This is a genomic window from Solibacillus daqui, from assembly GCF_028747805.1.
Lineage (GTDB): Bacteria > Bacillota > Bacilli > Bacillales_A > Planococcaceae > Solibacillus > Solibacillus daqui.
Genome location: NZ_CP114887.1, coordinates 3,900,214 through 3,921,508, shown reverse-complemented (window position 1 = coordinate 3,921,508; position 21,295 = coordinate 3,900,214). Strand labels below are relative to the sequence as shown.

At 35.8% G+C, this 21,295-nt stretch carries 19 protein-coding genes; 11 read left to right on the top strand and 8 right to left on the bottom strand.

Annotated features, from left to right (window positions below):
* Positions 1-221 precede the first annotated feature (221 nt).
* A complete protein-coding gene (locus O7776_RS19325) occupies positions 222-503 on the top strand; it encodes a LysE family transporter (RefSeq protein WP_337999450.1) in 282 nt (93 codons plus the stop codon).
* On the opposite strand, the gene O7776_RS19320 is transcribed toward O7776_RS19325, so the two are convergent.
* From O7776_RS19320 to bioD, 4 genes are all read right to left on the bottom strand, one after another.
* Positions 488-1,840: an amino acid permease gene (locus O7776_RS19320; protein ID WP_274308514.1), complete on the bottom strand. Its 1,353-nt coding sequence runs from the start codon at positions 1,838-1,840 to the stop codon at positions 488-490. The two genes, O7776_RS19325 and O7776_RS19320, sit on opposite strands and share 16 nt — an antisense overlap.
* Positions 1,841-2,221: 381 nt before the next feature.
* On the bottom strand, positions 2,222-2,812 hold the full coding sequence (locus tag O7776_RS19315) for a biotin transporter BioY (RefSeq protein WP_274308513.1): 591 nt from the start codon (positions 2,810-2,812) through the stop codon (positions 2,222-2,224).
* A 3-nt stretch (positions 2,813-2,815) separates the two neighbouring features.
* Entirely contained in the window at positions 2,816-4,183 is a 1,368-nt protein-coding gene (bioA, locus tag O7776_RS19310; RefSeq protein WP_274308512.1) for an adenosylmethionine--8-amino-7-oxononanoate transaminase, read from the bottom strand.
* Entirely contained in the window at positions 4,164-4,868 is a 705-nt protein-coding gene (gene bioD, locus O7776_RS19305) for a dethiobiotin synthase (protein ID WP_274308511.1), read from the bottom strand. Before bioD ends, bioA begins: the two co-directional genes overlap by 20 nt.
* Before the next feature lie 212 nt (positions 4,869-5,080).
* Between bioD and O7776_RS19300 the strand changes: the two genes are divergently transcribed.
* Positions 5,081-5,428, top strand: coding sequence for a GNAT family N-acetyltransferase (locus O7776_RS19300; RefSeq protein ID WP_274308510.1), 348 nt, complete (start codon positions 5,081-5,083; stop codon positions 5,426-5,428).
* Between the two features lie 85 nt (positions 5,429-5,513).
* Positions 5,514-5,636, top strand: a complete 123-nt coding sequence (locus tag O7776_RS19295) for an SDR family oxidoreductase (RefSeq protein ID WP_420802133.1) — start codon at positions 5,514-5,516, stop codon at positions 5,634-5,636.
* A gap of 260 nt (positions 5,637-5,896) precedes the next feature.
* Here O7776_RS19295 and rsiV read toward each other — a convergent pair whose 3' ends face one another.
* The 3 genes from rsiV to O7776_RS19280 all read right to left on the bottom strand — a co-directional run bounded on the left by rsiV (position 5,897) and on the right by O7776_RS19280 (position 8,362).
* Positions 5,897-6,784, bottom strand: a complete 888-nt coding sequence (gene rsiV / locus O7776_RS19290; protein ID WP_274308509.1) for an anti-sigma-V factor RsiV — start codon at positions 6,782-6,784, stop codon at positions 5,897-5,899.
* A complete protein-coding gene (locus O7776_RS19285) occupies positions 6,777-7,295 on the bottom strand; it encodes an RNA polymerase sigma factor SigV (protein ID WP_274308508.1) in 519 nt (172 codons plus the stop codon). Before O7776_RS19285 ends, rsiV begins: the two co-directional genes overlap by 8 nt.
* 383 nt (positions 7,296-7,678) lie before the next feature.
* Positions 7,679-8,362, bottom strand: a complete 684-nt coding sequence (locus tag O7776_RS19280) for a M15 family metallopeptidase (RefSeq protein ID WP_337999449.1) — start codon at positions 8,360-8,362, stop codon at positions 7,679-7,681.
* Positions 8,363-9,221: 859 nt separating this feature from the next.
* Between O7776_RS19280 and O7776_RS19275 the strand changes: the two genes are divergently transcribed.
* The 8 genes from O7776_RS19275 (at position 9,222) to O7776_RS19240 (ending at position 19,798) form a co-directional block, all read left to right on the top strand.
* Positions 9,222-9,998, top strand: coding sequence for a GNAT family N-acetyltransferase (locus O7776_RS19275; protein WP_274308506.1), 777 nt, complete (start codon positions 9,222-9,224; stop codon positions 9,996-9,998).
* A gap of 214 nt (positions 9,999-10,212) precedes the next feature.
* Positions 10,213-11,187, top strand: a complete 975-nt coding sequence (locus tag O7776_RS19270) for an alpha/beta hydrolase (RefSeq protein WP_274308505.1) — start codon at positions 10,213-10,215, stop codon at positions 11,185-11,187.
* 332 nt (positions 11,188-11,519) lie between these two features.
* A complete protein-coding gene (gene fosM, locus O7776_RS19265; RefSeq protein ID WP_274308504.1) occupies positions 11,520-11,942 on the top strand; it encodes a FosM family fosfomycin resistance protein in 423 nt (140 codons plus the stop codon).
* 632 nt (positions 11,943-12,574) lie between these two features.
* A complete protein-coding gene (locus O7776_RS19260; protein WP_274308503.1) occupies positions 12,575-14,320 on the top strand; it encodes a methyl-accepting chemotaxis protein in 1,746 nt (581 codons plus the stop codon).
* An 80-nt stretch (positions 14,321-14,400) separates the two neighbouring features.
* A complete protein-coding gene (locus O7776_RS19255; protein WP_274308502.1) occupies positions 14,401-17,352 on the top strand; it encodes an amino acid adenylation domain-containing protein in 2,952 nt (983 codons plus the stop codon).
* Between the two features lie 183 nt (positions 17,353-17,535).
* Complete coding sequence (locus tag O7776_RS19250; protein ID WP_274308501.1) at positions 17,536-18,045, top strand: 4'-phosphopantetheinyl transferase family protein; 510 nt, start codon at positions 17,536-17,538, stop codon at positions 18,043-18,045.
* A 213-nt stretch (positions 18,046-18,258) separates the two neighbouring features.
* A complete protein-coding gene (locus O7776_RS19245) occupies positions 18,259-18,786 on the top strand; it encodes a sigma-70 family RNA polymerase sigma factor (RefSeq protein WP_274308500.1) in 528 nt (175 codons plus the stop codon).
* Entirely contained in the window at positions 18,776-19,798 is a 1,023-nt protein-coding gene (locus O7776_RS19240; RefSeq protein WP_274308499.1) for an LCP family protein, read from the top strand. Before O7776_RS19245 ends, O7776_RS19240 begins: the two co-directional genes overlap by 11 nt.
* Positions 19,799-19,985: 187 nt before the next feature.
* Here the strand turns inward: O7776_RS19240 and trpB are convergent, their stop codons facing one another.
* Positions 19,986-21,164 (bottom strand): tryptophan synthase subunit beta, encoded by a 1,179-nt coding sequence (gene trpB, locus O7776_RS19235; protein WP_274308498.1) that lies wholly within the window; start codon positions 21,162-21,164, stop codon positions 19,986-19,988.
* Between the last annotated feature and the right edge of the window lie 131 nt (positions 21,165-21,295).

Here is a 21,295-nt window from a genome sequence, read left to right as displayed (position 1 = left end):
CTTCCTTTATGCAATAGAGGAAGGCACTTATTAATTAAGGCTATTTTCTAGAAGATTGCTGCTGTTCAAACATAAAGACCGATTTGATATTTCGTAAATCAAATATCTGATTCAAGACTCCTTCAGTTAAATAAATACGCTCCAATGAATGAAATGGGGATACAAGTTATCTTAGCTTGATGGGCATAGTTATGTATCAAAAGTGGTGAAATATAGGCTACTTGTCACTTTTGAATCCGCTTACTATTCTTTTTTGGCTGGGGATCTATGGTTCAGTTCTTGCAGAAACAACCAAAGTCATTACGCATAATCAAATAATAATTAATAGCCTAGCCGTCATCATTGGAATTATTTTGTGGGATACAATAATGGCTACTACATCCAGTGGTGCCCGTAGGATATTATCGACCAGTGTCTTAAAGAATATTTCCATCCTTTCATCCCTAGTGGTGATGGGATTCGGTATTTACTTTGGGATTCAGGCCTATCATACACTATTTTGAGTCTCTTCCTTCTTCCATCTTTTTTGCATAAAAAATACAATACTCCCGATTACCGCTAGAAATATTAAGCTGATAAAAAAGCCTGGACGACTTGTTTGATGAAAGAGTGTTCCACTAACAGCTGAAACGATCAGAATCATTCCAATGACTCTTTTTACTTTATCGGAAGTGGTCGGCTCAATTAATCTGTGATACATGACTAAAATGAAAAGCCAATTATATAGGAGCATTAGTGCCGCAGCAGTCGTTATATATTCGTATACTTTATCAGGCAATAATAAAGAGGTAACTATAGAAAGTACAAGCCCCGTTGATGTTAAAGCAATAGCAGGTAATGGCATTTTGAATTTCTTTTTCTCTTGTTGACTGAATATTTTAGGAGCATCTCCATTTTCAGAAATAGTCACAAGTATTGTTGTAACCGAAAACAGCGATGCAGACATCGTTGAAAACCCGGCAATAATAATTGCTGCAGTAAACACATGCGGGAAAAATTCGATATTATGAACACTTGATAAAGCCTCAACAAACGGGCTTTTATTCTCCTTGAACTTATCATATGGCTTCAGTAATAGCGCTAACGAAAGTGCGGTAACATAAATGATTCCAAGCAACCCTAACATCACTTTACCCGATTTAGGTGCATCCTTCTTATTTCTAAGATGGATGGCCATGATGCTCATTACTTCAATGCCGCCATGAGCATAAAACGCGAATATTAGAGCGCTCCAAAATCCGATGAAACCATTAGGGAAAAATTCATTTACAGACTGAGGTATTTCAGGCTTTGAGTTTCCGCCAATTACTCCTGTCAGCGCTAAAACTGCAATCACAATAAACATAAAAATAGCCGCAATTTTCATTACTGCAAATACGCTTTCTAATTTCCCAAATGCTTTTGCTCCAATAAAGAGAACAATGAGACCGATCGCTGCATAAATTGATGCGAATATCCACAATTTAATGTTAGGAAACCAAAACTTAGTTAATAGTGAAATTGCAGTAAGCTGACTGCCAATAATTAATATTTCTGAACACCAGTACACCCAACCACTGCTAAACCCAGCCCAACGCCCATATGCTTTTTTTGCATAAGTACGAAAAGACCCTTTCTGTGGATCCTTTGCATTCATTTTAGCTAGTGCTTCAAAAACGATAAATGTTGCAGTTGCAGCCATTATAAAGGCCAGGATAACAGATAGACCTGTCATTTTAATTGCTATACTTGATGCCAGGAAAAATCCTGTACCAATGATGCAACCTACTCCAATAAGGGATAATTGCCACCAAGTAAGATTAGCTGTTTCGTCGATAGCACCCGACGCTTTTTTTCCCATTTCTACACCTCCACATGAAAATAGCCTTCCACAAAAAAGTGGATTTATGTGCTAATGAGATGATGAAAGAACTTGTAGTGCTATATTTTTTAGTCCTTTTAAATGCTCTACACTTTCAAAATCCTTCAAGTGTAGGAGTTCAGACTCCATAACCCCAAATAATATGTGGGTCTCTTCTAAAATATAGAATCACGTTCGCCGAATGCTGTTAATCAATTTTTATTGCAAACCTACGGGTGGCACTCTGAAGTATTTAAGTTATGATTATAATGGTCGACACCGACTTTTCGTTAATTGCTGTGCTTGCTCTTCCTTAAATAGTCAGTCCTAAGCATACACATTTACTTTCAATAACCTCTTGCGCTAATTATAAACCTCTCGCTAAATATGCTCCTGTTCTATTCTGACAATTTTTAATGCTCGTGCAGTACGAAATACCGGATACAGTCGCTGTGCTAATAAAGCGGAAAGGATCGCTAAGCAAAAATCTGCTACGATACTATTTAAGAACCCTACTACCAAAATATGTGACCAGCTTGTTTTTACATCTAACCAAAAATTAAGGGATACGTATAGATATGGTACAGCTACTGCATAAATTAGAAATAATCCTACGACATTTGCGCCAATAAAATGTTTTTTTGTCGGTGCTTCTACTTTTTCCAACATCCATCCAACAACAAACGCGGCCATTGCAAATCCGATTAAAAAACCAAATGTGGGCTGCAGAACATACGTAATTCCACCCCCTTGCGTAAACACAGGTAATCCTATTAAACCAATACAAATATAAACGAGCTGACTAAGTAGTCCATTTCGTCTTCCCAACAAGCATCCCGCTAAAAAAACAAAAACAATTTGTAATGTAAATGGTACAACCGGCAAAGGTACTTTAATAAAAGCACCAATTGCTGTTAAAGCGGCAAACATTGCAATAATGACGAGTGAAAGAGTTGATTGACGTTGCTGCATAGCTTATCCCTCCCGTTCTTCAAAAAATTGTTCAATTGTGTCTTTTGTCGTTGTTATCATAAATTCCATTTCTTCGTCTGTTATTATGTACGGCGGCATAAAATACAAAATATTCCCAAGTGGTCGAATAAGTAAGCCTTTTGCTAAAGCTCTTTTATATATTTGATAACCAATCCGCTCTTCACTCGGTAATGGCTCCTTTGTAACTCGATTTTCTACAAGCTCAATTGCCCCTACTAACCCAGTCTGGCGATATTCACCCACAAAAGGCATCGCAGAAAATGCCTCTAAAGCAAGTTTTCTCATCCGCTCTCCCTTAGATTCAATAATAGAGAGATAATCTTCCTCTTCGAAAATCGTCAATACTTCCAGTGCTACACGACAAGCTAGTGTGTTTCCGGTATAGCTGTGTGAATGTAAAAATGCCTTCATTGTTCCGTAATCATCGTAAAAAGCATCATATACTTTATCTGTCGTTAATACAGTAGAAAGAGGTAAGTACCCGCCTGTTAAGCCTTTCGATAAGCACATAAAATCTGGGGAAATGCCCGCTTGTTCACATGCAAATAATGTTCCAGTACGACCAAAGCCAACCGCTATCTCATCTGCAATTAAATGCACATCGTACACTGTACATAATTCGCGAAGTCGTTTTAAGTAACTAGGCGGATACATTTTCATCCCTGCCGCTGCCTGAATAAGTGGCTCAATAATGACAGCTGTAATTTCGTCATGATGAGTAACTAGCTCCTCTTCCACATAACGAATACATTGTGCCTGACAGCTTTTGGGCCGATCGTTAAACGGACAACGGAAACAGTCAGGTCCCTGCGCCCGTACAGTATCGAGTAATAGCGGCTGATACACTTCGTTATAAAGATCTACGCCACCTACCGATAACGCTCCTAATGTCTCACCGTGATAAGCATCCGTTAATGCAAGAAATCTCTTTTTAGACTGTTTACCGCTTTGCATATGATATTGAAAGCTCATTTTTAAGGCGATTTCAATAGCCGAGGAGCCGTTATCTGCAAAAAAAACTTTATTTAAGCCGACCGGTGTTAACTCCACTAATTTTTCTGCTACTTTAACAGCTGGCTCATGCGTAAAATTCGCAAATATAGCATGCTCTAATGTAAATGCCTGCTCGCTTAATGCTTGGCTAATACGTGGGTTCGCATGACCAAATAAATTCACCCACCAGGATGATACAGCATCTAAATATCGATTTTCCTGTTCATCGTACAGCCAGACACCTTCCCCTCTTTTTATCACAATGGGTGGGAACTGCTCATAATCCTTCATTTGTGAGCAAGGATGCCAAACATGCTGTAAATCTTTAGCTTGTAGGTCAGATATCTGTCTTGTCATGTTGATACAGCCTTTCGAATAATGATGTGTGTTTGAGTGAATAATCGACAACTTGATCTATGTCGTTAAGTTGTGGAACAACGGCATAAGGTAATAAGCAATGCTGAATAATCATCTCCACGTTATTCTGCTCGATTTTGCTTCCAGTATCGCCATTAAAAACGATACCAAGTACTTCTATTCCTCGCGAAGCTAATGCCTCCAAAGTCAAAAATGTGTGATTTATCGTCCCAAGCTTTGTACGTGTGACGACAACAACAGGCAATTGGCTTTTCGAAATAACGTCAAGTAAGGTTTCCTGCCCATTGCAATCCAAGGGAACGAAAATCCCTCCTGCTCCTTCACAAATAACAGCATCATATTTTTGTTGTAGTTTTTTTATGTGTTGCAATAACCGCATCGTATCAATTTGCTGCCCCTCCAGCCTTGCAGCAAAATGTGGTGATGCGGGCTCTTTAAATGAGTAATCATTTAAATCGACTCGCGTAAGTTTCTGTAGAGAATACTTTTCGTACATTGTTGTGTCAAAATAATAGGCTTCTTTTTGCTCTATTATTTCTCCCGTTTGCACAGGCTTGTACGGCGTTACTCGAAGTCCTTGCTCCTGTAACTGCCGCATCAATAAAGTGGTGATACATGTCTTTCCTACATCGGTATCTGTACCAACGATCCAAAAATGTTGCATTGTTAATCTCCTTTTACGTTAACCTAATACAAAAATTAGGTTAACACTAAAAATCTATCTTTGTAAATATTATTTGAAAATTATACATAAATAAGAGGTAACTATACGATTCCAATCGATTTTGAGACGTTATTCCAAATAAGAACAACGATAAGGATAGCCAATTCCTTGATGTTAAGGAAATAACAGACGAACAAGGGATTCAACATATTGTGGATTTAGAAGATGTCATCTGGAACGAGTCTCATGAGGAGCTTGGAAAAAGACTTTGGCGAGATAAACAGAGTAGTCCTGACACATTATTTCTTTACGGAATCTATGAAGAAGAGAAACTGGTTAGCGCGGCTTGGATGTACTTGGAGGCTAATTCATCCTTTGCTAGTCTTTGGGGAGGGTCAACGCTGCCGTTATTTCGAGGGAAAGGTTATTACACCAAGCTACTAGCTGCTCGTGCACAAAAGGCTTATGAAAAGGGCCACCCTTTCCTTACCGTTGATGCCAGTCCAATGAGTAAACCAATCCTAGAAAAATGCGGTTTTGACTGTCTCGCATACTCATAGGGATACCAGTCACCACCTATAAAATAATATGGTTCTATGAAAAACTCTATGAGTGGCGATTATAGCTCCTGAAGAGCTTCCAAATATGAGAATCGGACGATATGCTGAGCCGAGTGAACTCGCTGAAATGGTAGCTTTCTTAGCATCAGAAAAAGCAGGTTATATGACCGGTTCGATTGTTCTTGTAGATGGTGGGTTAACTTTATAGTCAATAATAACATTTCAATTTAACAGGTAGAACACTAAAGAATTACACGGAAGTCACAACTATTTAAGTGTACAACTTCTAGCGGAATTAATTCAGCTATCAAGTTAAGGGTGAATATTATTTTGTGAGGTGTAGTCCATTGACAGACTCCCATTAAAAGAAGAATCAAAGAAGAGTATTTCATAAGTAAAAGAACGAGGTATTTGACAATTTAGTTGTCAAATACCTCGTTTTTGGAACTATGCTTTATAGCAATATAATTAATGAATATATTCAGAACTTACAAGATCATTTTTTAGGACATCGGTTGGGATTTCGAATTCTACTATACCCATATAGCCTTGTGCTACTTCGTATTTATCGAAGGAAATAACAAGTTTACCTTTATCAGAAATATAGAATTGTTGATCAGCTTTAATAGCTGTAAATCCATCTATTACTTCTTCATCAGGGAGACCTCCTCCTATTACCCAGTACTTTTTATCTGGGTCGGATGCAGCTTGTTCACGCATTTGTTCAATAATGTTTTCACTGATCGTTTTAATATAACTATCGTCTTTAAATAACATCGGTAGTGTAATTAAAATTTCATTTTGTCTATCAATTGTATCGTAGTGCATAGTTGTTGAAGACGATCCAACGGTATTGACGGTATAACGGCCAATCGATAAGATTTGATCATTATCTGTTTTGATTTCATAACCGCTATCTATCCCTACATGACCACCTCCCTGTCCCTTTACATATTCAACGTCAGAAACAAATGCATCATATAGAGCCTTACCTTCTGAACGGTATTTTTCATTTAAAGTATTGGCAAGTTCTTTATTTTCTAAGTTTTCGATAGAAGGTACTTTAATGTTAGCATCATATGTTTCTTCTTTTACTTCATATTCAGTCCATGTTAAAACTTTGACGATGCTACCAACAACAGGGATTTCTGAAAGTTTTTGCGCCATTGCAGGACTGGCATTTAAACTAGCTGTAAAAAGGATTGCGGCCGCTGCAGATCCAAGTAACCATTGGGGTGCTCGGTTTTTTCTCTTCTTTTTGCCTTGCTTTAGTGCTTTTTCAACTACAAAATCAAGCTCTTTTGGAATAGGTACCTCATTATATTGTTTTTCTAATTCTTTTAATTTTTCATCCATGTGCTGTTTCTCCTTTCACATCTTGCAATTGAATTTTTAAGAGTTTTAACGCTTTATAAAGGCGAGATTTGGCTGTACTCAACTTAATGTTAAGGATATTAGCTACATCAGCGAGCTTTAAATCTTCAAAATAGTGTAAAATGACAACTTCACGATACATTTGAGGTAACTCGTCTAACGCATGCTCTAAATCAACGTTTTCGTAGACGTCCTCTTGTGCAGGTGTTAAATTTTGCAATGTATCATCGTCTGTCACCTGTAAGCGTTTATGCTTACGTAAAAAATCAATGGCTGTACGTACAACGATTTTATAAAACCAGCTTTTCATATTCTCGACATTTTCTAGTCGATCGAGAGAAAGCATTGCTTTTTGAATACTGTCTTGTACAACATCAAGTGCGTCCTGTTCATTTTTCGTATAGTTATACGCGAGCAAATAAAAACGTTCTTTCTGTTCGCGAATAAACTGGACAAATATTTCTTCATGTTGAAATGCATTTCTTGTTTTCATGTCCTAAGAAGCTCCTTTTAAACTTTTTCAAATTGTATACAACTACTAGACGTGTGAAAGGGGAGAAAAAGTTGATAGCAATAAAAAACTTACCCTAAGATGAGATAAGTTTGATCATTCCAAAGTAGTGACATACCAAAACAAAGTAAGTCCGTATTAAAACAACGTATTTAAATAGTCAGCCCCCCTTGATTGCAAAAATTAATAAAAAGCCCCACTTTTTCATTCTTAATTTCTCCCTTATACTTCTTTACTTAACAGATTAAAAAGAGCCCCCATTTTTCAATGGGGGCCCACTAAATTAATTTCTCCCACACCTATCATTGGAGAAATTTTACTTCTTTAAGATACTCATTGTTATTTTCACTCTCTGCTTACAGGTGCTACTCATAATATTCTTCTAATGTTAACCCTTTATTGTATAACTCAGTGGATAAATTTACACCAACATAACGAATATGCCATGGTTCATATTGGTAACCGGTAATATTTTCTTTGTCCTTTGGAAAGCGAATGATATATCCATATTTATGGGCGTTATCTTCAAGCCATGCTGCCTCTTCTGTATTCGCGAAACAGTCCTCTGCTGCACAAGAACCATCAGATCCACTAACGTCAATTGCTAATCCTGATTGATGTTCGCTTGTTCCAGGAACAGCACTATATGTTCTTGCTTTTTCGATTCCATCTCTTTCAACATAATTATTAAATAGGACTGTTTGAGTTTGAGAAGAACGATAGGCTGAAACACCTGCAAGATGAATATTCTGCTGATTCGCCGCATGGAACATTTTTTCGAGATACTTCGCTGCTTCTTCTCTCATCATTCTTTTTTCTATTTTTTCATTAAATATAAATGGAGCATTTGGATAAACGAGATCTTTCGGTTCATAGCCTTCCGGAAAAGCATATTGTTTGTTGACAAGAACCGTGATACTTTCAGGATCATCGACAGTAAGTACTTCCTGTTGTTTTTGTTTTTTGTTTTGTTCATTTCCGAAACAGCCAGAAACTATTAGAATCATCATTAGTAATGCAAATGCAATTGTGGCTATTTTTTTTATCATATTTATTTGACTCCTCATATATTAGTAGTAAAAGCTTTTTACGATAGAATTTCCTGTTGATCTGGACAACTGGGGGACCTGTTGGACTAAATTACATTATCATCAAAAAATCTGTGTTTTAGTAATGGTTTTTTAATATGTCATCTTCCTTCCATCAAGATAGTACTAATTATAAAAAGAAAATATTAATAAAAACTTAGGGCATTTCTTAAGATTTAATGAAATTAGGGAGGGAATTTATAACAGAGGAGGAATTGTTTATTTGATGGCGAATTTTCTCAACAGAAGAAAAGGGAACATACCAAAGCTGACCACTCATAAACAAACGGGCCAGATAATTGAAGATCATTGCTTTCGAAGGGAGAATGATAAAATGAAAAAAATACACATATTCAATATTATTTCAGGGCTAATTGTATTGTTGGTTTTAGGTTCAGCCATAGCAACGGGTAGCAATTTATTACCATACGCATTAATAGCTTTGTTTTTTACTTTTTATTATTTACAGGTTCGAACCAAACTTAGAGTAATTGCTCTATTTGGAAACATAATTATCCTTCTTTTCTCGCTGTCAACTTTACTGCCTTTCCTATTTGCTCCTTAAGAGATTATTCCAGAATCAGGCGCGTTTGTTAAGGGACAGGCGAAGCACAATGCTGAACTTTTGAATAATGTTACTTAAACAAAAAAGGAATGTTAGTGGAAGAATGAATTGTTATGTAGTAAAGAAGAGGTTTTTTAAGGTGATATTATGTTGATACAAGGGGTTTAATTATATATAGTGTGGCTTGCCCTTAACGTAGAGCAAGCCACACCTCTAGTTATATTTATGTTATTTTAACCTGAAAGGAGCTCGACAATGAATAAGAACGAATTAGTTTCACTGTTTCATAAAGAACTTAGATACGAGGCTCAAACACCTGGATACATAAGAGAAGAAACTGAGCATGTAGTGCGCCACATTTCAGAATTTGGTGAATCGGGTTTTATTATTGATTCGAATGTAAATAACGTCAATGTGAAAGCGGTTATTAAAAATGAATTAAACTATTTTAATAATCTTAAGCAGGATTTTGAGTGGAAGGTGTATAGCTATGATAAGCCAGATTATTTGAAGGACTTACTTGAACAGGAAGGGTTTACAGGTGGTGAGCCTGAAGCGCTTATGGTCATGAAATTAACGGATGCGCATCCTTTGCTAATGGATAGCCAACTCCTTGATGTAAAGGAAATAACAGACGAACAAGGTATTCAACATATTGTGAATCTAGAAGATGCCATCTGGAACGAGTCTCACGAGGAGCTTGGAAAAAGGCTTTGGCGAGATAAACAGAGTAGTCCTGACACATTATATCTTTACGGAATCTATGAAGAAGAGCAGCTTGTTAGCGCGGCTTGGATGTACTTGGAGACTAATTCATCCTTTGCTAGTCTTTGGGGAGGGTCAACGCTACCGTTATTTCGAGGAAAAGGTTATTACACCAAGTTACTGGCTGCTCGTGCACAAAAGGCCTATGAGAAGGGACATCCTTTCCTTACTGTTGACGCCAGCCCAATGAGTAAACCAATCCTAGAAAAATGTGGTTTTGACTGTCTCGCATACTCATACGGATACCAGTCACCAACTATAAAATAAGAAAGAATATATGATATTTTTTAGGTGACTTAACGAAACAAATAGTCTCCCATGCACCACTCCTTTTATAGACCAAACGTTCCTTTCATTTATAAGAAAAATACTTCTATAACATGAGTAAAGTATTGTTGTTTTTGAAGCTGTACTAATTACTTAATTGAATGAATAGATTAGTACAGAGAGTCAAAATTGACAGAGACTATGGGGGAATAGTATGAAAAGCAGAGTAAATCCTGAATTTTTACCCGGGTTAGAATCCTTTCAAAATTTTGAATTTAAAGTGGAAGACTTATCGGTTATTCGTGAAGGAATGGTGCAATTAAAACCGTCTTTAACGAGCACGGAAACAGTAACTATTTTGGATAAAATCATTACAGGTATTGATGACAATGAGATACGTATTCGCATTTATAAGCCTGCAAACCAAGATACAGACTTACCGGCTTTGCTTTGGATCCATGGTGGCGGATATATTTTAGGTAGTATTGAAGATAATGATCATCTTTGTGTACAAGTTGTTGAAACGTCGAATTGTGTGGTCGTTTCAGTGGATTATCGATTAGCGCCAGAACACCCATATCCTGCTCCATTAGAGGACTGCTATAGTGCTTTAACCTGGATTGCAGATCACGTGAAAGAATTACAAGTGGATGCCAATCGAATTGGTGTAGCTGGTGCAAGTGCGGGCGGTGGTTTGACTGCTGGTTTAACGTTACTAGCACGTGATCGAGCTTACCCTTCGATCTGTTTCCAAATGCCATTGTATCCAATGATTAATGATGGCAATGATACACCTTCTGCCAATGAAATTAAAGAGGGCATGATTTGGAATCAAAAAACAAATGATTTTGGTTGGACATGCTATTTAGGCGAGTTATATGGTAACGACAATATACCGATTTATGCTGCACCATCGCGCGCGGAAGATTATAGCAATTTACCATATACGTATACATGCGTAGGTCAGTTAGATCCTTTCCGAGATGAAACAATTGCATACGTGACAAAATTAGCACAGGCAGGCGTTGATGTGGAATTCCATCTATATCCAGGTGCCTATCATGGTTTTGAAGTGCTAAATCCACAATCAGAATTAGCGCAACAAGTGGTACAGGAATATATAAATGCCATTAAAGTTGGCCTTGACCGAGTGAAGGTAGGGTCTGAACAAGTGGAAGAAGTAAAATAAAATCATTCACCTGTTCACATAGTCATGTTAAAATTGCGAATACAAAAGGCAACTTCAGTGCAAAGCTGATAGTTGCCTTTTTGCTTTTACAGTAGTAATTGGAAAATGTGTATTAACTTTACGGGAATCTAAAATAAGTAACGATATTTCAGTAGGTATGGAACGGGGAAAAGAATTGTATCTGCATAGAGAATAGAAATTAGTTGTTTGAACCCAATTCTTCATGATGATTACTTCTTCAGCCAGTGCAGGAATCGAAAAATTGCTATTTCCATGCAGGAGTGCAAAGATTTATATTGTAATTAAGGATGAAATTTTATTGAGGTGGAAAGATGTCAATTAAAGGGCTTAATCATTTTTTATTTTCTGTTTCTGATTTAGAAAAATCTATTGAGTTTTATCAAAATGTATTTGACGCTAAATTATTAGTAAAGGGTAGGAAAACGGCTTACTTCGATGTAAATGGAATGTGGTTTGCTCTGAATGTAGAGCGAGGCATACCCCGTAATGAAATACACCAATCCTACACTCATATCGCTTTTTCAATTAAAGAAGAAGATTTTAATAAAATGTACGATAAATTAAAGAACTTAAATGTAAATATCTTGTCAAGTCGTCAGAGAGATGAAAGGGATAAAAAGTCCATTTATTTTACGGACTTAGATGGACATAAATTTGAATTTCATACAGGTACATTACAAGATAGATTAGATTACTATAAAGATGACAAAACATATATGGAGTTTTTCGATTAGGTGGATTTCTTCAATTCTAAAAGCAACGTTTGTAGCCCACTTTGGAGCAAACAATATTTCAATCGAACAGGTGAATGAGTCGTTACTCATTGTTAATATTGCCGAACAAATTAATATCATATATCATATTTAAAACTCAATCCTATCAGTAGGAGTTGAGTTATTGCCTTTGTCCATCAATTGTACATGCAATTATTGAATTTTTATAAGATCACCCCCAAGCCAAACTGTATGAGCTGTTCTTATTTGTAGAAATTCAAATGACTTATATAAAAAACCAATCTTCTCACAGAGATTGGTTTTTTTGTGCGATATTAGTGGGTTCCATTATGTCAAACAAAGTTTGTTTAATAATTCTGGATGGATATGCGGAATTTAATTAATAATAAACCAACAATAAATTGATTAATTTTACCTATTTTAAAAAAAGTAATGATTTTTTAAGAACAACCCAAATGACTATATTCACTTGGGAAATTATAGGTTTAATGGTATAGTTTAAAGTTGTTAGCGTTATTTGGAGTTGTTTTTAGGGAGGGAAAATAAATAGTTTTATAGGAAGTAAAGCAACAAATTATATAACAACTTGATACTATAACGTAATATTACAATATAATTTTTAGGAGAAATTTATGTTTAAAAATATGACGTTTTTTAAGAAAAGTATGATGTCAACTGTTTCGGGAATTGTACTGATAAGTTTATTTCTAATAGGAGTTAGCTATTTCATTCAAGGTAGTCTTTTGAAAGAGCAATTGCGTAGCCAAACAAAAGCTATATCAGAATCTTGGTATGAGCAAATGGACGGTGCAGTAATTGAGGAATTAGCTGAAGATACTGATATTAAAGGTAAAACTCATATGGAATATACAGATATGTTCGATAAAATGAGTGAATATAATCCATCAGTATCACACGGTTACATTTTCGGAACTGAACTAGGTGGGGACAAGGGAAATGAAACCTCTTTAATTGCTTTTGACACAGATTTATGGGAAGCGTTTAGTTCTGAAGGTATGGTTGTCGGTGACATGTATGAACAACCAGGCTTAGTAGTAGACGGTCTAACGAAGTTAAAAGAAACAAAAGAACCTCAATTCACTGAAATTTACAAAGATGATTTTGGTACGTGGTTAACATTTATGTATCCTATCCTTGATAGTAATAATGAATTATTTGCTTATTATGCAATTGATGTAGATGCATCTAGTATCGGTAAAGGTCAAATAGATTTATTAAAAATGTCCCTTATTGTGTTATCGGTCCTACTTATTCTAGTCATTGTAGCTCAATACTTTATTGTTAAACAGCAATTAAAACCATTGCAGTACCTATTGGTTGGCATTAATAAAGCTAGTAATGGCGAGTTGAAATCTGACTTACCAGAAAGTAAAGACGAATTAGGAACTGTAAATGCAAGCTTCAACAACATGATCAACTCGTTGATTCATATGGTAAAAGGGGTTAGTAATTCAGCATCTACTTTAAAAACAGGAGCTGAAGAATTAGACAATACATTTAATGCAACTTACGAATCATCTGAAAAGATCACGGATTCAGTAAATAATATGAAGATTACTTTAAGTGGACAGGAAACTTCTATTGAGGAAGCGGCATATTCAATGGAAGACATGTCAAAACAAGTACAGGAAATCGCTTCAAATGTAGCGGATGTATACAAATATTCAGAAGAAGTTATTTCTTATACTGAAAATGGTAAAGTACTAACAGAAAAAGTATCGGACCAAATGTTATCTATTAAAAATGATGTTGAAGAATCAAATAGAACGATCGAAACTTTAGTACAACTATCAGATGAAATTGGAACAATTCTAACAGTTATTAATTCGATTTCAAGCAATACGAACTTACTTGCATTAAACGCAAGTATAGAAGCAGCAAGAGCGGGAGAGCATGGAAAAGGATTTGCAGTAGTCGCTCAAGAGGTTAAAAAGCTTTCTGAACAATCCGCACAGTCGACAGAAGATATTCGTGAATTAGTCAATAGAGTACGCGCTTCTGTAAAAGAAGCCGAAACAGTTATGTCTGGAATTCAGAATGAAGTTTCAACGGGCAGATTATTAACACAAGAAACAAGTGAAATGTTTAATAAAATTCTTAACTTTAATACGGATATCTCAGCCAAATTACAAAATGTATCAAGTTCGTCAGAAGAAATATCAGCAGGTGTAGAGGAAACAACAGCTATGATTGTAACCTTGTCATCTAGTGCTAAAGAAATTTTAGGTGGCTATGAGGCTATTGTTGAAAACGTAGAAAATCAACAAGCAACTCTTGGGACAATCGGTAATATGTCAAAACAATTAACAGACACTTCTGAGCAGTTAGAGGAAGAAGTTAGCAAATTTAATAAATAGTGAACGTACAGGGGGATTGTCAAAAGCATCCCCTTGTATTAATACATAATTACATACACAACTGTCATAGGAGTTTTATAATGAATACAATTTTAAAAGAGTTTAATGGAGTAGTAGCTCGCTTCGGTGAGTGCGTAGCGATTAAAGAAGGTAAGAAAACAATTACATATAACGAGCTAAATGAAGAATCAAATAAAATTGCTAACTATCTAAAGGAAAAAGGTTTGCAAAAGGGTGAGTTTGTTAGTATCTATTTAAAGCGTAGTATGGAAACAGTCATTTCAATTTTAGGTATTATTAAAGCTGGTGGTGTATATGTGCCACTTGACCCTACGCATCCAATAGAACGAAATAAATATATTATTAACGATACGAAATCCACTAATGTAATAACAAGTGAGAGTCTTTTAGACAATATCACAGATTTAGTAGCTGGAAATACCAATGTGTTATTAATGGAGAACCTAAAAGCTTTAGAAAAGGTAGACATCGAATTTACTGACGATGTTATTGATGATTTAGCATATGTAATTTACACTTCAGGCACTACTGGAAACCCTAAAGGTACGTTAATTCGCCAACGAGGGGTAATCAACCTTATGGAATATATGTTAAAAGATTGGTGCATTACAAATGAAGATATTATTATGCAATTTGCTACATACAGCTTCGACGCTTCAATTTTAGATACTTTTGCATCTCTATACAGCGGGGCAACATTATACTTAATTGACGATTCTGAACGTATGTCGGAGGAAGGTTTCCTATCAGTAATCCAACGTGAGGACATTTCAATTATCCCTGCGATTCCAACCGTATTCTTCAACCGCATCGTAAACTATGTAAACGAGCGAAAATTAAACACATTTAATAACGTAAAAATTGTAGGGGTTGCAGGAGAGTTATTAACAGGTGATTTAGCACGTAAATTCAAATCTAGCATCGGTGAGGAAATTCGTTTCTTCAATCTATATGGACCAACAGAAACAACAGCTATTGTTACATGTTATGAAGTACCAAACAATTTAGCCGAGTCTGTATTCAGTGTTCCGATTGGTAACGATTTGCCTGGGACAAAGCTTTATGTAGTAAATGAAGAAGGTAACATTTGTGCTACTGATGAAGTAGGGGAGTTATGGATTGCTTCGGAAGGTATTTCTTTAGGCTACCTTAACAATAAAGAAAAAACGGATGAAGCATTCATCAAGAATCCTTTTGATGAAAGTATCTATGGCGGTATGATTTATAAATCAGGAGATTTAGTAAAACGTTTAGCCGATGGAAATATTGAATTTGTATCACGTAAAGACACGCAAGTAAAAATCCGTGGGCATCGTATTGAAATTGCCGAGATTGAAACTCGTATGAACGAGATAGCTGAAGTTAATGATGCAGTAGTAGTTGTTGAGGTCATTGACGGTGAGAAAACGTTAAAAGGATTCTTTACTTCGGATGTTGAGTTACCATTCTATCAAATTGTCGAGAATTTAAAAGAAACATTACCTAGCTACATGATTCCAACAAAGCTGAAACAGATTGAAGATATTCCATTTGCACCTACAGGTAAGGCAGACCGCAAAAAATTAGAACAATTAGAAGCGGATCAAGTAGTAATGCATAAATCTGATATTATTGTAGCACCTCGTAATGAAGTAGAAGCAGATATACTTGAAGCATGGAAAGCTGTTTTAGGATTAGAGGACATCGGGGTAACTGACGATTTATTCGACATTGGGGGTCACTCTTTAAAAATCATCGCTATTTTATCTAAGTTGAAAGTAAAGTACAGTACATTATCGATTAAAGATTTCTTTGAATTAAAGACAATAGAAAATCTAGCCGAAAAAGTAAAGGCGGATTCTAAGTTAGCGGTACAAGAGTTTAAAAAGGAATTTACGCAGCTTACAGAATTCCCTAAAATGCATGTCAATGAGGTATTACCTATCGTTGAAACTGTACTTGTAACGGGCGCTACTGGTTTCCTAGGTAGTCACATTGCGAATAAACTTGTGGAAGAAGGAAAAAGAGTAGTATTGGTAGTACGTGGTGACAATGCAAACCAACGTGTAAACGATACAATTCAATATTTCTTCAATAAAGAAGTGTCGTCACAGATTGAAGTCGTAAAAGGAAACTTAACTGAAAGATACTTAGGGTTAAAAGAAGAAGAATTTAACGAATTAGCTCTAGGCATTGATGCTATTATTCATAGTGCTGCTGATGTGCGCCATTTTGGTGATAGAGAACACTTTGAAAAAATCAATGTACAAGGTACGCAAAACATCTTTGAATTAGTAGAAGTGAATCCTAAAATCGTATTCCATCATATCTCAACTGTAGGGGTAGTAGAAGATTTATTGGCAGAAGGTAAATGGAGTTTACTTGAAGGTACTACAGAAATGCCAGACGGTTTATCTGTAGAAAGTGTATACACTGATACAAAAATGATTGCTGAAAAGTGGGTATTAGATAAAGTAAAAGAAGGCAAACAAGTCTTTGTTTACCGCATGGGTAATTTAGTGGGTCGTTATAGTGACGGCAAATTCCAAAATAATATTGATGCTAACGCATTTTACCGTATGTTAAAGCTCATGATCCTTGGCAATAAAGCACCAAATGTATTATGGAAAGTTGATTTCACACCAATTGATTTTGCTAGTGAGGTAGTAGTAAAGTCTGTACTGAAAACGGATAACCCTCAACGTGTGTATCATGTGAGTCATCCTAACCCTATAACTTTTGAAAATCTAATTACAGTTTTAAACGAACTAGATTTTGATATTACACTGGTAGAACAAGATGCTTACAACGCATATATCCTAAGTGAAGGGGTAAGCGAAGAAGTGAAGAACTTAGCGGTTGCACAGTTAGATGGTGATGGCGCTAACGATTCTAATGCAGTTTATGATAGTACAAATACAATGCAAGTGCTAGAACTTGCTAACATTCCTGTACTTGATACAGTGTACATTGGTAAATTAATTAACCATGCGATTTCAGTTGGATTTATTAAAGAAGCAGTCATGGCATAACAAGAAGTAAGGGGCTGTCCAAAAAGTATACTTTTTGGACAGTGTTCCACTTATGTGTTAATTATCCGCTGTTGACGGTGCTTCTGCGGTGGTAAGAATAAATTCTCACCATCCTCGGCGCAAAAGGCTTGTCCAGAAATTACTTTCCGGACAAGCCCTTTTTTATTAAGGGGAATAGTGTAAATGGAGATATACATTATTGAAGATTGGAAAAGTAAAATTAATATTAATGAACCTAAAGAAAATTGGGCTACAAATATTATTGAACGTATGTTTGACAGGATTCAAATCAAAAAAGATGCACGGGGTAAACCCTACATTGTAAATGAAGATAAATTTATAAATTGGGGGCATACAGATCGTTTTTTGGTAATTGCTTTTAGCGAACTAGGGCATATTGGAATAGATGTAGAAGCTAATTATATACCTTATGACGAGTCATTATACAGTTGGATATTACATGAACAAGAAAAAAATAAATTGGACAGGGGTACTTTATTTTCTGAAATATGGACGAGGAAAGAAGCTATTTTAAAATTTACAGGTGAGGGTATTAACGATAACATGCACGACTTAAATAGTTATGCCAATGAATACAATGTCATTTCCTTCTCATTTAACGACCTTTCTATTAGTGTGTGCAGTGAGTATAGGTCGGTGAGTTTGAAATTGTATACGAGTGTAGTTTTATAAAAAAATTGACCGGTTAAACGCTATTGTTAGTGGAATAATTATAAAAAATAAACCTGTATCTATGACTACTTGGTAATCTAGGATACAGGTTTTGTATTTTAGTTATAATTGTATGAACAATTTTTTGCGAAATATATTTTGAAAATTGAACCTATTATGATTCGACAATCGTCTAATAGCCGAATTTGAACTAGGTTGAAAGGGGGGAGTAGATTGGACAGAGAAGAAAAAGATTTTATATTAGAAAAAATGATGATTGAATATGGTAACGAGTTGGTACGATTGGCATTTTCATATGTGAAAGATACAGAGACTGCTAAGGATATGGTGCAAAATACATTTATCAAATGCTATAAAAATCTTGAATCGTTTCGATATGACGCACAAATAAAAACATGGCTCTATCGTATAACAATTAACGAATGTAAAGATTATTTAAAAAGTTGGAATTATAAAATGGTACAGGTAAGAGGTTTTATAAATGAAACAGCAAAGTCAATATTACCATCAACAGAAAAAACCGTTATCGATAAATACAAAAAAGAAGAACTAAAAGATGCTCTATTTTCTCTTCCAAAAGTGTATAGGGAAGTGGTTTATCTATACTACTATGATTCATTATCGACAGAAGAAATTGCCCACGTTTTAGATATTCCATTTAATACAGTGAAAACTAGATTAAGAAGAGCAAAACAAAGGTTAGAGTCGGTGATAAAGGAGGCAGAATTTAATGGAAGATAAAAGATTAAGAGATAAATTTTATAATACGTCGGACCAAGAACTACAATTTACGAAAGAAGATCGTCATAAAGTATTTGAACAACTTCGTGAACTAGATGCGAATCCTCAATTAAAAAAGAAATCTATTGTTTCTATTAAAAAGTTTGCTCCCCTTATAGTTTCTTTATTGGTAGTAGGATTGTGTATGTTTTTGTATCTTCCATCGATACTTCCTGGAAACCTTAATGAAGAATCTAACACAACTGTTGTAAATGACCCAGTAGTTGAGGAAGCTGGATACTACACCACTTTAATTACGGTGAAGTCAAAGGAGATGGATGATCGAATTTATTTAAATCTTTTACTTACTTATAGTAAAGATAAAAAGATAATGAAAGTTGCATCGCTCCCTAATGCCTCGTATGTGTCGGTAGCGGATAACGATGATGGGACTACTGTATACGATAAATTATTATTTGCTTATAATTTTGGTGGTGCAGAAAATGTAAGAACAACCGTTTCAAAATTCTTAGATTTACCAATTGATTATTATGCAGTTATCGATTTAGAAACTTTTTCAACGCTAATTGATTCGGTGAATGGGATCGATTATGATTTGCCGGAAGATATGCGAGTAAGAGCGGTATCACAATTGGCCTTTGACTTCGAAAAAGGACAGCATCGTTTGAATGGCGAGGAAGTTGTGGCCTTAATGATGGCTGCTACAGTGAAAGAGGGAATCGGCTTAGATGAAGAAGACTTATTAAATCTAATGATTGCTGTTATGAATAAAACAAAGAGCGAAATTCCACCAACACAATTAAAAGAACTGTTTACTCAAATAGAAGCCAATGTGTCGCTTGATTCGTTGATTGATAATGAAATAAAATTTAATTCTATAAAATCGGTTTCATTAAGTGATGGAATGATAGCAGATCACATACCATTAAGCAGTACAACAGGTAAATTTATCTATCGGTTTGAGGGAGATTTTTTAAATTCTGTGTCAAAGGAGTTAACTACATTTAAATAAATAGGAAATGATTATTTCCGGATTATATATAATAAAAATCACTTCTTTAATAGTATTTGAGGTGATTTTTTTGGTTATGGATTTGTGAACGATACATAGTATATTACATTCCATTATGAAAGCAATGAAACCCCAAAAAATGGCTCCGACAGAATATCGGAACCATCTAATTACAGTTCAATTCTCTTTATTTTTGTTCTGAAAGCATTTCAAAAACTTGTTCAACGTCTTTATCACCGCGTCCCGATAAGTTGACGATTAGGATGTCTTCTTTCGATAATGTCGGTGCTAATTTCAACGCATGTGCAATGGCATGTGCGCTCTCAAGTGCTGGAATGATCCCTTCGCTTTGAGAAAGTTCTTGGAAAGCGGCGAGTGTTTCGGCACCTGTTACCGTTACGTATTCAGCGCGGTCGCTTACTTTTAAATGGGAATGTTCAGGACCAACCCCAGGATAATCTAAACCTGCTGCAATGGAATACGTTGGCTGAGGGTTCCCTTCTTCATCTAAAAGCGTTAAACATTTAAAGCCATGAATGACTGCCGGAACACCTTGTGTTAATGAAGGGGCTTCCGCTGGCTCTACGCCTATTAAACGGACCGATTGTTCATCAATATAATGGGCAAACGCACCCATGGCATTACTTCCGCCACCTACACATGCAATCACAGCTGTTGGCAACTTGCCTTCCTTTTCGAGAATTTGGCGTTTGGATTCTTCACTGATGACGGCTTGGAAATGCTTCACCATCGTTGGGAATGGATGTGGTCCCACTACTGAACCCATTAAATAAAACGTATTTTCATAGTTTTCTACTAAATCGTTTAATGCTTCATCAACGGCATCTTTTAAACGACCTTGCCCTTTGTTGACCGCTACTACTTTTGCCCCTAATAACTCCATACGGAATACGTTTAAGGCTTGTCTTTCTGTATCTAATTTCCCCATGTAAATCGTACAAGGGATGCCGAATAATGCACATGCAGTCGCAGTTGCAACGCCGTGTTGGCCCGCTCCTGTCTCTGCAATAATACGCGTAGCCCCCATACGTTTTGCAAGTAAAATTTGTCCGATTACATTATTGATTTTATGAGCACCTGTATGATTCAGATCCTCCCGTTTTAAATAAATTTTTGCGCCACCTAATTTGTCCGATAAATTGCTGGCATACGTCAGTGGATTTTCTCGACCTACAAATTCTTTCAGGTAATGCTTGTATTCCGCAATAAATTCCTCGTCGTCTTTATAACGATTAAACTGCTCCGCTAAGACATTTAATACATTTTGTAATGCTGGAGGTACGAAACTACCACCAAACTCCCCGAAAAACCCTTCTTGCAACTCTACTTTTTGTTCTAAACTCATACTAATCTAGTCTCCTTTTCAACTGAACGATATATTGTAATTGTATTACATGAATGGGTCTAATATGTTATGAAAATTAGAAATAGTTAGAATTTAATTTTGCGTAGCATTATGTTTTTATTGTGGAAAGG

Coding starts and splice junctions, on each gene's coding strand:
- O7776_RS19285 (WP_274308508.1), bottom strand. CDS start 7,295: ATGAAAACAAGAAATGCATTTCAACATGAAGAAATATTTGTCCAGTTT.
- O7776_RS19260 (WP_274308503.1), top strand. CDS start 12,575: ATGTTTAAAAATATGACGTTTTTTAAGAAAAGTATGATGTCAACTGTT.
- bioA (WP_274308512.1), bottom strand. CDS start 4,183: ATGACAAGACAGATATCTGACCTACAAGCTAAAGATTTACAGCATGTT.
- O7776_RS19315 (WP_274308513.1), bottom strand. CDS start 2,812: ATGCAGCAACGTCAATCAACTCTTTCACTCGTCATTATTGCAATGTTT.
- O7776_RS19255 (WP_274308502.1), top strand. CDS start 14,401: ATGAATACAATTTTAAAAGAGTTTAATGGAGTAGTAGCTCGCTTCGGT.
- O7776_RS19240 (WP_274308499.1), top strand. CDS start 18,776: ATGGAAGATAAAAGATTAAGAGATAAATTTTATAATACGTCGGACCAA.
- O7776_RS19280 (WP_337999449.1), bottom strand. CDS start 8,362: ATGATAAAAAAAATAGCCACAATTGCATTTGCATTACTAATGATGATT.
- O7776_RS19275 (WP_274308506.1), top strand. CDS start 9,222: ATGAATAAGAACGAATTAGTTTCACTGTTTCATAAAGAACTTAGATAC.
- O7776_RS19295 (WP_420802133.1), top strand. CDS start 5,514: ATGAGAATCGGACGATATGCTGAGCCGAGTGAACTCGCTGAAATGGTA.
- O7776_RS19320 (WP_274308514.1), bottom strand. CDS start 1,840: ATGGGAAAAAAAGCGTCGGGTGCTATCGACGAAACAGCTAATCTTACT.
- trpB (WP_274308498.1), bottom strand. CDS start 21,164: ATGAGTTTAGAACAAAAAGTAGAGTTGCAAGAAGGGTTTTTCGGGGAG.
- bioD (WP_274308511.1), bottom strand. CDS start 4,868: ATGCAACATTTTTGGATCGTTGGTACAGATACCGATGTAGGAAAGACA.
- O7776_RS19270 (WP_274308505.1), top strand. CDS start 10,213: ATGAAAAGCAGAGTAAATCCTGAATTTTTACCCGGGTTAGAATCCTTT.
- fosM (WP_274308504.1), top strand. CDS start 11,520: ATGTCAATTAAAGGGCTTAATCATTTTTTATTTTCTGTTTCTGATTTA.
- O7776_RS19250 (WP_274308501.1), top strand. CDS start 17,536: ATGGAGATATACATTATTGAAGATTGGAAAAGTAAAATTAATATTAAT.
- rsiV (WP_274308509.1), bottom strand. CDS start 6,784: ATGGATGAAAAATTAAAAGAATTAGAAAAACAATATAATGAGGTACCT.